General features: G+C 64.2%; 10 protein-coding genes. 2 read left to right on the top strand and 8 right to left on the bottom strand.

All coding sequences use genetic code 11. The features are described 5' to 3' along the window. Nucleotides 1–4: 4 nt before the first annotated feature. The 8 genes from KF715_02380 to leuS all read right to left on the bottom strand — a co-directional run bounded on the left by KF715_02380 (nucleotide 5) and on the right by leuS (nucleotide 10,189). Nucleotides 5–1,123 (bottom strand): tRNA-dihydrouridine synthase family protein, encoded by a 1,119-nt coding sequence (locus KF715_02380; GenBank protein ID MBX3735510.1) that lies wholly within the window; start codon nucleotides 1,121–1,123, stop codon nucleotides 5–7. 4 nt (nucleotides 1,124–1,127) lie between these two features. Next, nucleotides 1,128–1,595 carry a bifunctional nuclease family protein gene (locus KF715_02375; GenBank protein MBX3735509.1) on the bottom strand — a complete coding sequence of 156 codons (468 nt, stop codon included), beginning with the start codon at nucleotides 1,593–1,595 and terminating at the stop codon, nucleotides 1,128–1,130. A gap of 70 nt (nucleotides 1,596–1,665) precedes the next feature. Then, nucleotides 1,666–2,505 carry a UDP-2,3-diacylglucosamine diphosphatase LpxI gene (gene lpxI, locus KF715_02370; protein ID MBX3735508.1) on the bottom strand — a complete coding sequence of 280 codons (840 nt, stop codon included), beginning with the start codon at nucleotides 2,503–2,505 and terminating at the stop codon, nucleotides 1,666–1,668. Between the two features lie 119 nt (nucleotides 2,506–2,624). Further along, on the bottom strand, nucleotides 2,625–4,796 hold the full coding sequence (locus KF715_02365; GenBank protein MBX3735507.1) for a polysaccharide biosynthesis tyrosine autokinase: 2,172 nt from the start codon (nucleotides 4,794–4,796) through the stop codon (nucleotides 2,625–2,627). An 8-nt stretch (nucleotides 4,797–4,804) separates the two neighbouring features. After that, a complete protein-coding gene (locus KF715_02360) occupies nucleotides 4,805–5,422 on the bottom strand; it encodes a polysaccharide biosynthesis/export family protein (GenBank protein MBX3735506.1) in 618 nt (205 codons plus the stop codon). Nucleotides 5,423–5,432: 10 nt separating this feature from the next. After that, a complete protein-coding gene (locus KF715_02355; GenBank protein ID MBX3735505.1) occupies nucleotides 5,433–6,563 on the bottom strand; it encodes an outer membrane beta-barrel protein in 1,131 nt (376 codons plus the stop codon). Nucleotides 6,564–6,578: 15 nt separating this feature from the next. Next, the gene (locus tag KF715_02350) at nucleotides 6,579–7,487 is read right to left on the bottom strand and encodes a FecR domain-containing protein (GenBank protein MBX3735504.1); all 909 of its coding nucleotides are present in this window, start codon (nucleotides 7,485–7,487) and stop codon (nucleotides 6,579–6,581) included. Between the two features lie 104 nt (nucleotides 7,488–7,591). After that, the gene (gene leuS / locus KF715_02345) at nucleotides 7,592–10,189 is read right to left on the bottom strand and encodes a leucine--tRNA ligase (GenBank protein MBX3735503.1); all 2,598 of its coding nucleotides are present in this window, start codon (nucleotides 10,187–10,189) and stop codon (nucleotides 7,592–7,594) included. Between leuS and KF715_02340 the strand changes: the two genes are divergently transcribed. Further along, entirely contained in the window at nucleotides 10,115–11,539 is a 1,425-nt protein-coding gene (locus KF715_02340; GenBank protein ID MBX3735502.1) for a trypsin-like peptidase domain-containing protein, read from the top strand. The two genes, leuS and KF715_02340, sit on opposite strands and share 75 nt — an antisense overlap. Further along, the gene (locus tag KF715_02335; GenBank protein ID MBX3735501.1) at nucleotides 11,536–12,921 is read left to right on the top strand and encodes a PDZ domain-containing protein; all 1,386 of its coding nucleotides are present in this window, start codon (nucleotides 11,536–11,538) and stop codon (nucleotides 12,919–12,921) included. The genes KF715_02340 and KF715_02335 overlap by 4 nt, the downstream gene beginning before the upstream one ends. The last annotated feature ends 1 nt before the right edge of the window (nucleotide 12,922 follow it).

The following is a 12,922-nucleotide window of genomic DNA, read 5'->3' as shown; positions in this document are numbered from 1 at the left end:
CCGCTCAGGCAGTGATTGTGTCGAGCGAACAGCTTGCGTGCGGCGTCTCGCAGTTCGGCCGGGCGATGACGCCAGCGTAGGGCTCGTCGGCGAACGGCCGATCTGGCTCGGAGAGCAGGTGGCGGTCGCAGACGGCGAAGAGCTCGGCTTCGGTCATGGCGCGGCGCATGTCGTGCAGGAACGCACCTTGCGCGTCCACGGATTGACCGACGAAGTTCAGATATTTCTTCATCTTCGCGACGTGGGCGGCTTCAGGAATGTCGGCTTGGCGCGTCTCGCGGTAGAGGTGATCGATGTAGCCGCGGACGTCGCGGAGCGCTGGCGCGTAGACTGGCGTGGCGGCGAAGCGTTCGCGGCATTGGCGGAAAATCCACGGATTGCGAATGGCGTGGCGGCCGATCATGAGGCCGGCGGCGTGTGTCTCGGCGATGACGGTGGCGGCGCGGGCGGCGGACGTGACGTTGCCGTTGGCGAGGACGGGGCAGGGCACGGTGCGCGCGGCTTCGGCGATGAAGTCGTAATGCACGTCGCTGCGGTAGCCTTCCTTCACGGTGCGGCCGTGGACGCTGAGGAGATCGACGCGGTGCTTGGCGATGAGGTCGAGGATGCGGCGGTAATTGTCGGTCGAATCGAAACCGATGCGCATCTTCACGGTGAAGAGGCCGGGGACGCTGGCGCGGAGAGCGCCGAGGAGCTCGTCGATTTTCGCCGGATCGCGGAGCAGGCCGCCGCCGACGTTCTTCTTGTAGATCTTCGGGGCGGGGCAGCCCATGTTGAGGTCGATGCCGGCGACGGGGAGCTTGAGGAGCTCGCGCACGGTGCGGACCATGTGGCTGATTTCCTCGCCGATGAGTTGGGCAAAGACCGGGCGTCCGGTCTTGTTCTCGACGATGGAGCGGACGATGTGTTTCTCCGGACGCGACTGGGCGTGGACGCGGAAGAATTCGGTGAAGAAATAGTCCGGCGCGCCGTAGTGCGCCATGACGCGCATGAAGGGCAGGTCGGTGACGTCCTGCATCGGCGCGAGCGCGGTGAGCGGCTGGCCGGGCGCGATCGGCGGCGGCAACGTTTGCGGCAGCGCGACGGCGGGGCCGGTCGCGGCGGTGGGCCCCTGAGCGGTCATGCGCCTACTGCTCCTCCTCGCCGGTCTGTTCTTCCTTCTGCTGCTTGAGCACGCGCTCGAGGATCTCGGTCATGTCCTCGACGGCGTCGAACACGCGGTGCGAGACGAATATCGGGCGCTTCTGCTGGAGCGCGAGGACGATCGAGTCGCTGGGGCGCGAGTCGAGCTCGAGGATCTTGCGACCGAGCTCGTTTTGCATCGTGAGGATGATGCGGGCGAAATAGGTGCCTTCGTTGACGTCGTTGATGACCACGCGCTCGAGGCTGATGCCGAAGCCGAGGAACAGATGCCCGATGAGGTCGTGGGTGAGCGGGCGCTCCTTCTTGACGTTGTTGATCGTCATCGAAATCGCGCTGCCGACGCTGGGATCGACGTAGATGACGAAGGTCTTGTCGTCGTTGCCGAGGAACACGGCGCAGCCGTTGGCCGTGGGCATGAGGCCTTTGATTCCGACTTCGACGACGTCACTCATGAGGGCGGAATGTGCGCGGGCGGCGACAAAGTGCAAGAGCGGCGAACGTGTCGCCGCTCGCGGGGGCCGCTCAGAATCCGTAGAGCGAGATGCCCCAGGTTTTCGCCTGCGCGAGCACGGCGGCTTTGTCGAGGACGATGACCTTGCCGGCTTCGAGCGCGGCGGCGGCGAGGCCGGCTTCGCGCATGGTTTCCAGCGTGCGGAGGCCGAAGACGGGCACGTCGAAGCGAAAGTCCTGTTTCTCCTTCACGACTTTGACGAAGAGCGTTTCGTCGGTCTTGAACGCGCCGGCGCGGCGGAGCATCTCGTCGGTGCCTTCGAAGGCCTCGACGGCGAGCACAGTGCCTTTGCGCACGACGCAGCCTTGGCCGATGTCGAGGCGGGCGATTTCGCGGGCGATGTGGATGCCGTGGTCGAGATATTCGCGGTCGACGGGGAGTTTCTTGCCGGCCATCGGGCCGGCGTGGGCCATGTGGTCGTCGATGAAGGCGCGGGCGTCGAGGAGCGTGATCCCGAGTTTCTCGATCTCGGCCGCGATGGCGCCGAAGATGGTCTCGGCGTTGCGGCGTTTCAGTGAGAAGAGGATTTGCGCGGCTTTCAGATCGGGTGTGAGGCCGTGGAAGAGTTTCTTGGGTTTGACCTGGCCGGCCATGAGCGCGTAGCCGGCGCCGAAGTCCTTCAGTGCACCGAGCATTTTGCCGAGCTGGCCGGCGTTGACCTCGATGCGTTCGGCGGCGGGAACGCTGTCGAACAGCTCGGGCATCGTCTCCTCCTCGATGGCGATGAGGCGCAGCGGGACGCCGGCGGCGCGAATGGCGTTGGCCGTGAACAGCGGGTAATGGCCGCGGCCGGCAATGAGGGCGACGGGGCGGCGCGGGTCGAAGTTCGGCGGCAGGAAGGCGGAGAGCACAGCAGGAGCGTGAGCGAGCGGCGGCGCGGTTTGAAGCGGGAAGTTGGGCGAGTGACGGCCAAGAAAAAGCCGCGTCTCGCGACGCGGCTCGGTGGCAAAGAAAGGAATGGCGCGAGCGCTCAGGACTGGGCGCCGTAATATTTCTTGTAGCTCCGGTAGTAGCGGTAGTTCGAGTAATACTCGATGCGGCGCGGCGAGAGGCCGTTGAGCACGACGCCGAGCAGCTCGTTTTTGCCGTCGCGGAGCGACTTGATGTAGAGGCGAATGTGTTTCCGGTAGGCGCGGTTGAAGCGGCAGACGTAGATGATCTCGTCAGTGTGGGCGGAGATCAGCAACGAGTCGGTGACGGCGCCCATCGGCGGGGAGTCGATGACGACGAGATCGAAGTGGTGCTTCAGGGATTCGAGGAACTGGCCGAAGATCGGGTTCTCGAGCAGCTCGGTGGGGCTCTTCGAGCGGCCGCCGGAGCGGAGGAGGAAGAGGTTCTCGTCGACCTTGGTGAAGCCGAGGGTCGGGTCGGCAACGGGATCGTCGGGGATCTTGGCACCGGCTTCGAACCAGGCGATGAGGCCGGTTTCGTTGGTGAGCTTGAAGTGGCGGTGCAGCATCGGGCGGCGCATGTCGCAGTCGATGAGGAGCACGCGTTTGCCGTGGCGCGCGAAGGAGGCGGCGAGGTTGCAGCTGATCATCGTCTTGCCTTCGCCGGGGATGGTGGAGGTGACGAGGATCGACTTGGGGAAGTCGAGTTTCGACTGGATCTTCACCGAGCTGTAGACGCTGAGGAACGCCTCAGAGCCCGGGGAGGCCTTGTTGCTGGTGACGAGGTTGTGTTTCTCGCCCTCGGGGATGTCGGCGAGCTCGGGGATGATGCCGAGGAGGTTGACGCCGATGAAGCCTTCGATGTCCCAGGCGCTCTTCACGCGGTCGTCGAGGAAGCTGAGGCCGACGGCGACGGCGGCGAAGACGACGAAGCCGAGGCCGGCGCAGGTTTTGACGATCTTGCGGATGTCGGGCGTGTAGGGAGAGCCGGCGGGAGTGGCGGCGTCGAGCGGCTTGACGGGGATGTTCTCGAGGTTCTTCGAGGTGGTGGTCTGGTTGAGGCGGTCGAGGATCTGGATGTAGTTGTTCTTCGCGACCTGGGCCTGGTTCTCGAGGGATTTGAATTCGACGGAGAGTTCGCCGAGGCGGAGCTGGTCGTTTTCGGCGAGCTTGTATTCGCGTTCGAAGGATGCCTCGGAGTCTTTGACCTTGGTGAACTGCGTGTTCAGGTCGGCGATGGCCTGCTCGATGTTCTTCTGGATTTGTTGCTGGAGGACGTCGATCGAGTTGGCGAGGTCGATCATCTTCGGGTGTCGCTCGAGATAACGTTCGCTGAGCACCGATTGGGTCTTGGTGAGTTCGGCGAGCTGGGATTTCAGCGACTGGATGGTGCCGTAGGAGGCGATGTATTGGACTTCGAGGAGGTTGCCGCCCTCGGCTTTCATGCGTTCGATCTGCTTGATCGTCACCTCGAGGTTGAGGCGTTCGAGGCGGACGCGGGTGAGCTCGCCGTTGATGGACTTCAGGCGGTCGGCGACGATGTCGACGCTGTTGGAGAGGGAGACGAGGTTGTTCTTGCGCTTGTAGTCCTGGAGGCGGGCTTCGGCGGCTTCGGATTCCTTGCGCAGTTCCTCGGCGCGGGTGCGGAGGTAGTCGACGGCGAACTCGTTTTTGCCGCCGGAATACTCGATGAGGTAGCGCATGAACTGGCTGACGTAGGCGTTGGCGACGATGGCGGCGCCTTCGGGGTCGCGGTTGGCGACGTTGACCGAGATGAGGAAGCTGTTGCGGAGCGATTGGACGCTGACGCTGCCGATGCACGCGCCGACAGGGGGCGGCGTGGCGCCGGGGGGGAGTTCCTTCAGGTAGGGGCGCTGGAGTTTCTGCACCTGCTCGGGTGTGAGCGATTGCACGACCATCGAGCGGAGGCGGCCGCTGTCGAGGATGCGCAGGTAGGTGTTGAGGTCGATTTCGGAGCGGACGCTGGTGTCGATGACCTCGGTGGTGGTGACGACGCGATCCGGGCGCTCGAACTGCATCGTGGCGGCGGCGGAATACATCGGGGTCTCCTGCGCCTGATAGTAGCCGAGGGAGACGGCGACGAGGAGGGCGATCGGGAGGGCAATCCAGAGGCGTTCGCGGAGAATGATGTAGTAGTCGCGCAGCGTGCGGCGTTCGACGACGTGGTCTTCGTTGCCGTGGAGCGAGGCCGGTTTTTTATCCGGCGGAGGTGCGGCGATAGGGGAGGCCATTGGGAAAATCAGATGAGTCGTTCGGGGATGTAGACGTTGTCGCCGGGCAGCAGGAGGATGTTGTCCTCCGCCTTGGCGTCTTTCGCTCCCTTGATCAGTGCGTCGACGTTCACGGTGAAGACCTTCTTGGTGCCGTCGGCGAGGAAACGCGTGATGGTGACGGCGGTGCCTTTGCCGATGTCGGTGATGCCGCCGGCCTTGGTGACGAGTTCGACGATGGTGTAGGTGGACTCGTTGGGGAGGGGGAAGCGGCCGGGGTTGCGAATCTGGCCGGAGATCGAGACTTCGCGCGGTGCGTATTCCTCGACGCTGACGGTGACTTGCGGCGAGCGGAGAAAGCGGCCTTCGCGGAACGCATTCTGGATCGCTTCCTGGGCCTCGACGATGGTGAGGCCGCCGATCTGGATTTCCTGGATGAGGGGGAGATTGACCATGCCGCGGGCGTCGATGCGCGCGAGGGTCGTGAGATCTTCCTCCTGATAGACGGCGACGCGCACGCGGTCGGCGAGTTGCAGGCGGTGCACGTAGGCTTTCTTGGCGTCGGCGGGATTGCCGGACTGCGCAAAGACGGGGCCGGCAAGCGCGGCGAGCAAAAGAGGGAGGAGGAAACGCAGCAGCGGTTTCATGACAAAAGGATCAGTAGCGGGAGGAGATATCGATGGAGTAGCCCGTGCGCTCGAAGTCCGAGAAGCTGATGGACGACCAGTTGTGGAGATAGTTGTAGGAAATGCCGACGTGGAGGTGCTCGCTCCAGGTTGCGCTCAAGCCGACATCCCACGAGAAGAAGTCGTCGCGGCGACCGCGCGTGGTGCCGTCGAGGAATTTGTTGCGGCCGTAGCCGAGGCCGCCGTTGGCCTGGTATTTGCGGTTGAAGTCGTAGGCGGCGCGCAGCTGGGCGGAGAGCGTGTCGACGGAGCCGCCGACGGCGGTCGTGCTGAAATCGCGTGCCGCGATGGCTTGGAGGTTGAATTTGCGGGTGACGGCCCAGCCCAGATCGGCGGAGAGCGTCCACTGCGTGAAGGTGTCGCCGGTGGAGTCGATGGAGCGGCGCTGGACGCCGGCGCGGAGGGAGCCGTTGATCTTCGGGATGATCTGATTGACCAAGCCGATCATGAGGGATTGGTCGGTCGACGTGTCGAGCGTGGTGTTGCCGACGCGGATGCGGTAGGAGAGGGAGAGGTCGGTCTTGCTGGTGTAGACGTAGAGCAGGTCGATGCCTTCGCTGTAGTCGGTGTAATTGAGGAGCGTCGTGTTGTCCGTATAGCTGCGGCGGAGGTAGCCGCTGGTGGACGTGATGTAGAAGTTGTCGTTGACGGGATACTTCACGTTCAGACCGAGCGGGAAGTTCCAAGTCTGCGTGCGCAGGTTGACGGCGCTGTCGGCGCGCGAGGAGCGATAGGCGTTCACGGTGAACGCGCCGGTGGTGCGGCCGGTGGTCTTGTTGAGTTCGAGATAGAACGTGGGATTCCAGGCTGACTGGGTTTTGTTCTTCTGGAATTCCTGACGGTCGATCACGGCGCGGGCGTTGACCGAGATGATGCCGGCGCGTCGCTTCAGTTCGAGGCCGGCTTGGGCGCTGTAGAGGGTGTCGCCGCTGCCACCGGCGGCGGAGAAGATATTCGAGTCGTAGCCGATCGTCAGCTTGCCGAAGACGAAGACCTGGTTGCGTGTGCCGTCGATATTCAGCAAGGCGAACGCACTCTGCGGGGCCCACAGCAGGGCGGCGCACAAGGCGAGGGCGAGTTTCAGCGACGAACGAGGCGGCACGGGGAGAATGGGCTTTTATTGTCCGCCGGGGAGCGCGGCCGGGCTGACGGTGATGTTGGTGGGGAGCTCCGCGGGGGTCGTGGGTGTCACGACGATTTCCTGCGTGGGCTCTTCGGGCGGAGGCTGGGGCGATCCCGGGGGCAGATCCTGCTGCTTTTCGCCCTCGGCGCCGAACTCGGACTTTTTCTCGATCGTCTCGAACGACACGGTTTTCTTCGCGGCGCAGGCGGCGCCGACCTTGTCGTCGAGGGCCGGCAGGAGATTCGATTCGATGGGGGCGACGGTGACGATGGGCGGCCGGCCGGGCGGGCCGGGGCGGATCGTCGCCTTCTCGCCGGGACGGAGCAGGGTGCCGCCGGTGTCCCTGCCGCCGGTGCGGACGGTGACGTCGCCGTCGAGCAGGTAGATCGTGGACTCCGTGCCGTTGGTGGAGACGGCCATCTTGCCGCCGCGGATATTCACCGACGCGTTGGGCGTGGAATAGTTCATCGTCGAACCGGAAACCATCTGGCTCGTGCAAATGTTGACCTGGCCGCGCGAGACGAAGACGTCGCTCTGGGAAATGGAGGGCTCCGTCTCGGTCGATTTCTCGCGGTCGGGTCGGAAGGGTTCCTGGACGAAGCGATCGACTTCCACGCGGGTGTTCTCGTCGACGAGCATGGCGGTGCCGTTCGAATACACGAACGCCTGGTGCGAGTCCTTGCCGGTTTCGATGACCGTGCCGGGCGCGTCGAAGGCGGTGGCTTGCTTGGCGGTGTGCGATTTGCCTTCGGTGGTGATGTTGCCTTCGCCGACCGATTCGGCGAGGAACAGCTTGCTGGTGGGACCCTTTTTCTTGCCGAGCTGGCGTTGAGCGAACGCGGACGGCGCCGCGACCACGGCGAGCGCGAGCGATGCGGCGAGGAGGCGAAGAAGAGTTTTCATGGCGGAGAGGTTCGATGGGGCAAATTTGCCCCAGTCGTCGCGAGCTAAATAGGGGAATACCCCTACATCAAGCTTTAAACCGAACTTTTTATCCACCTAAGACTTTATCCTACAATGAGGTTCAGGAGCTTGCCTTTGACGTAAATGGTCCGCTTGAGGGCTTTCCCGGCGAGATGCGGAGCAACTTTGGGGTGCTCTTGGGCAGTTTTGATGAGGTCGGCTTCGCTGCTGGCCACGGAGACTTGGGTGTCGCCGCGGTGCTTGCCGTTCACTTGGAAGACGATGGTCATCGTGTCGGCGACGAGTTTTACGGGGTCGAATTTCGGCCAGGCCGCGTTCATCGCGGTGTCGGTGCCACCGAGACGCGACCAGAGTTCCTCGCCGAGGTGTGGGGCGAAGGGCGCGAGCATCTGCGCGAACTCCAGCAACGCCACGCGTGGGAGCGCGGGCTCTTTCTGGAGTGCGTTCAGATAAATCATCATCTGCGAGATTGCGGTGTTGAAGCGCATCGCTTCGAGATCCTCGCCGACTTTCTTGATCGTCTCGTGGCGGAGTTTCTCGGTGTCGGCGGTGAGTGCGGCGGTGTCGGAGACGCGGCTGTTCAACTTGCCGTCTTCGCCGAGGCACTCGCGCCAGAATTTCCGCAGGAAACGGTGCACGCCCTCGATGCCCTTGGGATTCCACGGCTTCATCGCTTCGAGCGGCCCGAGGAACATCAGATAAAGGCGCAACGTGTCGGCGCCGTAGCTGCGGATGATGTCGTCGGGATTCACGACGTTGCCGCGGCTCTTGGACATCTTCACGCCGTCCTCACCGAGGATGATGCCTTGGTGGAAGAGTTTCTTGAACGGCTCGGCTTGCGGCACGGCGCCGAGGTCGAAGAGCACCTTGTGCCAGAAGCGCGCGTAGAGCAGGTGCAACACCGCGTGCTCGGCGCCGCCGACGTAGAGATCGGGCACGCCCCAATAGGCGAGCGCGTCCTTGCTTGCGAAGGTGTCGGCGTTTTGCGGATCGAGGTAACGCAGGTAATACCAGCACGAGCCGGCCCATTGCGGCATGGTGTTCGTCTCACGGCGGCCGCGCACCCACGCGTCACCGGCGGGCTTCGGTTGCGAAGCGGGCACGGCGGCGCCGGTCTCGGCGTTGAACCAGATTTCGAGCCACTCGGGGACATTGGCGAGCGGGCTCTCGCCGGTGCCGCTGGGCAAATACGATTGCACGTCGGGCAACTGCAACGGCAGCGCGACTTCGGGGAGCGGCAGCGCGTAGAGCGTGACGCCGCTTTCGACGAACGTCACCGGCTGCGCCGGTAAGTCGCGACGCAGTTTCGCCGCGCGCGCGTAGTCGGCTTCGCTGACCCACACGATCGGGAACGGCTCGCCCCAGTAACGCTGGCGCGAGAACAGCCAGTCGCGGAGCTTGTAGTTAATCGTGCCCTTGCCGATGCCCTTCGCGGCGAGGTCGGCGGTGATCTTCTTCTTCGCTTCTTCCCAAGTGAGACCGTCGTAGCCGGGCGAGTTGATGAGCTTGCCGTCGCCGGTGTAGGGGAGCTTGTCGCTGCCGTCCGGCGCGGCGATGACGCGCGGGATCGGGAGCTGGTATTTTTCGGCGAACTCGAAATCGCGCTCGTCATGCGCGGGCACGGCCATGATCGCGCCGGTGCCGTAGCCCATGAGCACGTAGTCGGCGATCCAGATGGGCGCGCGCGCGCCGTTGACAGGATTGATCGCGTAGCTGCCGGTGAAGACGCCGGTCTTTTCCTTCGCGGCGTCGGACATGCGATCGACGTCGCTCTTCGACGCGGTCGCCTTGCGGTAGGCGTCGACGACTTCGCGTTGCGCGTCGGTCGTGAGTCCGGGCACGAGCGGATGCTCCGGCGCGAGCACCATGTAGGTGCAGCCGAAGAGCGTGTCGGGACGCGTCGTGAAAATCTTCAGGTCACCGAGCGCGGCGTTCTCTAACTTGAACAACACCTCTGCGCCTTCGCTGCGGCCGATCCAGGCTTCCTGCATGCGCTTGGTCGAGTCGGGCCAGTCGACGTCCTTGAGGCCGTCGATGAGCTGCTCGGCGTAGGCCGTGATGCGCAGCACCCATTGCCGGAGATTTTTGCGCTCCACCGGGAAACCGCCGACCTCGCTCTTGCCGTCGACGACTTCTTCGTTGGCGAGCACGGTGCGCAGTTCCGGGCACCACCAGACCGGACGCTCGTCGACGTAGGCGAGGCCTTTCTTGAAGAGCTGGAGGAAAATCCACTGCGTCCAGCGGAAGTATTTCGGGTCGGTCGTGTCGACCTCGCGCTCCCAGTCGTAGGAGAAACCCAGCGCTTTGATCTGCCGGCGAAAATTCGTGATGTTGTTCTGAGTGTTCGAGGCCGGGTGCGTGCCGGTCTTCACCGCGTGTTGCTCGGCAGGCAGGCCGAACGCGTCCCAACCGATCGGGTGGAGAACGTTGAAGCCCTTCGCGCGCTTGTAGCGGGCGAGGATGTCGGTCGCCGTGTAGCCTTCGGGGTGGCCGATGTGCAGGCCCGCGCCGGACGGGTAGGGGAACATGTCGAGCACGTAGTATTTCGGCTTCGACGAGCCATTCTCGGCTCGAAATGGGCGGGTCTGCTCCCAAATTGACTGCCAATGCGGCTCAATCTTGAGAAAGTCGTAATCAGTGCAATCAGTAGGCTTCACGTGAAATCGGTCACTGTGCGACATTCACCATTACCGTCAATCATCCTCCCGGTCGTTCTCGCGGCCGGGTTTTTGTTCGCCGCCAACTCGCTCGCGGCGGCCGGCGGCGTCAGTCGCGGCTTCACGCGTTTGCTCGATGCGGTCGTGCGCATCGACGTGACCGAGACGACCTTCGACGAGGGCACCAAACGCACCGAGCGCGGTATCGGTTCGGGTGTCATCATTTCCGCGGACGGACTCATCCTCACCAACGCTCACGTCGCCAGCCCGCAAGCGGTCGAAATTTCCGTCACGCTCGCGAGCCTCGAGCGTGTCGGCGCCAGGCTCGTCGGCTGGGATCACTGGACCGACCTCGCGGTCATCCGACTGAACATGCAAGAGGTGAAGGCGCGCAAACTCACCTTTGCGCACGCCGATTTCGGCGACAGCGACGACCTGTTTCCCGGTCAGACCGTCTACGCCGTCGGCACGCCGCACGGTCTCACCCGCACCGTCACACGCGGCATCATTTCCAACAACCGTCGCTACTTCGAAGACTCGCGTGCCGTGCGCGGTTACGAGACCGGTTCGTTCAACACCTGGTTGCAAACCGACGCCGCCATCAATCCCGGCAACAGTGGCGGCCCGCTCGTCACCGAAGATGGCAAGGTCGTCGGTATCAACTCGCGCACCTACATGGGCGCCGACAATCTCGGCTTCGCCATCCCGTCGGCCGTCGCGCAGCGCGTCGCCGAAGGCCTCGTGAAAAACGGCAGCATCACGCGCAGCTATCTCGGCATCCGCCCGCGCGAGTTGCAGGACCTCGAGCGCTTCTACTCGCTCGCCGCCAACACCGGCTTGCTCGTCGACAGCGTCGATCCCGGCTCGCCCGCCGCGCGCGCCGGCGTGCGCCCGAGCGACATCATCCTTGCGCTCAACGGCCAGAAACTCGACGGCCGCTTTCCTGAGCAACTCCCTCCGATCCAAAACATGATCGCGAATCTGCCGGTCGGCGTCGCCGTGAAGCTCACCGTCAAACGCGGTGCGCAGACGCTCGATCTCACCGCGACCACGGAAAAACTCGAGAGCCGCGTCGGCGAGGAATGGGCGTTCGAGAAATGGGGCCTCAGCGTGCGAAAAGTCTCCCGCGCCTACGCGCGCGAGAACCAGCTGCCCGATGCCAGCGGCGTGCTCGTCATCGGCGTGCAGCCCGGCTATCCGGCCGCGCAGTCCGGCATCGCGCGCGGCGACATCATCACCAAGGTCGGCGGAGAAACGATCAACGACCTCGCGCGCATGAAGGAACTCCACGCCGCCTACGAAGCGAAGCCGGAGCCCGTGCTCGTCGAGGCCCAGCGCAACCGCCGCATCGCGCTCTACGTTTTCAAACCATGATCACCGCCCGCCGCGTCGCTGCGGCTCTTGTTGTTTCCCTCCTCACGCTGCACGCCCTCGGCGCCGATCTCGCCTCGCTCCTGCCGGAGCGGTTGAAGTCGATCGTCGCCGTCGAGTTCACGATCCAAACCGAGATCGAGCGCCGCCAAGTCACGATCGCTGGCACGGTCATCGACGACAAGGGCACGATCATCATTCCCGGCGCCAACATCCCGGGCGGTCTGGCAGTCGACCAGCTCAAGGACTTCAAAGTCTACCTGCCCGAGCAGGACGAATCGACGCCCGCGACTTACCTCGGCCAGGACGAGCTCACCGGGTTTCACTTCGTGCGCGCGACGGACGGCCTCGTCGCGAAGCTGAAGCCGATCACATCGTTCGCCAAGGCGCCCGAGCCGCCGCTCGGCACCGAACTCTGGGGCCTCGGCCTGCGCGGCAAGGACGAGGACTTCAAGCCCTACGCGCTCAGCTCGCGCGTCGCGATGCTCACGACGCTGCCGAACAAGACTGCTCTCACGGGACAGGATTTGGGTGCGCCGGGCTTGCCGGTGTTCGACGTCGAGGGCCGGCTTGTCGGTCTGACGCTGAGTTCTTTTGGGCAAAACTACCTGCTGTTTTCGCGCACGCAGCACGGCACTCCGGTGATGCTCGTGAACGCGGACGAGAGCAGCGTCGTGCTGCTCGCGGATGAATTTCTGCCGTTCCTCAATCGCGTGCCGACGTCGATCACCGGTCGCCCGGTGACGTCGATCGGCATCTATGGCTTGCAGCCCGTCGACCCCGACGTCGCGAAACTGCTCAAGCTCGAGCGCCAGTCCGCGCTCGTGGTCAGCGACATTCTCGAGGGCAGCCCCGCCGCACAGGCGGGCCTCCAGGATCGCGACATCCTGCTCGCGATCGACGGCAAGATGCTGCCGCGGCTGCGTCCGGACCGGAGCATCGTCGGTTATTTCGGCCAGGAGGTGCTCAAGCGCAAAGCCGGCGACGTCATGAAACTCACGGTGCTCCGCGGCAGCGAGCGCAAGGAGCTCGCCGTCACGCTCGGCGAAGAGCCGAAGATGGTGCGCGAGGCCGAGCGGCGCTACTTCGAGCGGCTCGGTTTCACGGCGCGCGAGTTCCTCACCGCCGATCTCGTAGCCCAGCGCGCGAAGACCGCGGAGATGGGGGGCGCGGTCGTGAATTTCGTTCGTCCGAACAGTCCTGTTGCGAACGCCGGCCTGCGACCCGACGACTGGATTCGCGAGATCGACGGCGTCGAGGTGCACAGCTACGCCGAAGCGGTCGACAAACTCGCGGCGGTCGAGAATGACAAAGCGCGGGCGGAATTCGTGTTGCTCACGCGGCGCGGCGGAGAGACGCAAGTGCTCCGCGTAAAGCTCAACTAAG

It is taken from the genome of Candidatus Didemnitutus sp. (assembly GCA_019634575.1).
Classification (GTDB): Bacteria; Verrucomicrobiota; Verrucomicrobiia; order Opitutales; family Opitutaceae; genus Didemnitutus.
Note: the sequence above shows the minus strand (reverse complement) of the source record. Positions and strands in the feature narration are given on the sequence as shown.

Bases quoted from the DNA above. Each gene is read 5' to 3' on its own strand.
- KF715_02380 (MBX3735510.1), bottom strand. From the start codon at position 1,123: ATGACCGCTCAGGGGCCCACCGCCGCGACCGGCCCCGCCGTCGCGCTG.
- KF715_02375 (MBX3735509.1), bottom strand. From the start codon at position 1,595: ATGAGTGACGTCGTCGAAGTCGGAATCAAAGGCCTCATGCCCACGGCC.
- KF715_02365 (MBX3735507.1), bottom strand. From the start codon at position 4,796: ATGGCCTCCCCTATCGCCGCACCTCCGCCGGATAAAAAACCGGCCTCG.
- KF715_02360 (MBX3735506.1), bottom strand. From the start codon at position 5,422: ATGAAACCGCTGCTGCGTTTCCTCCTCCCTCTTTTGCTCGCCGCGCTT.
- KF715_02350 (MBX3735504.1), bottom strand. From the start codon at position 7,487: ATGAAAACTCTTCTTCGCCTCCTCGCCGCATCGCTCGCGCTCGCCGTG.
- KF715_02340 (MBX3735502.1), top strand. From the start codon at position 10,115: ATGCGGCTCAATCTTGAGAAAGTCGTAATCAGTGCAATCAGTAGGCTT.
- leuS (MBX3735503.1), bottom strand. From the start codon at position 10,189: ATGTCGCACAGTGACCGATTTCACGTGAAGCCTACTGATTGCACTGAT.
- KF715_02335 (MBX3735501.1), top strand. From the start codon at position 11,536: ATGATCACCGCCCGCCGCGTCGCTGCGGCTCTTGTTGTTTCCCTCCTC.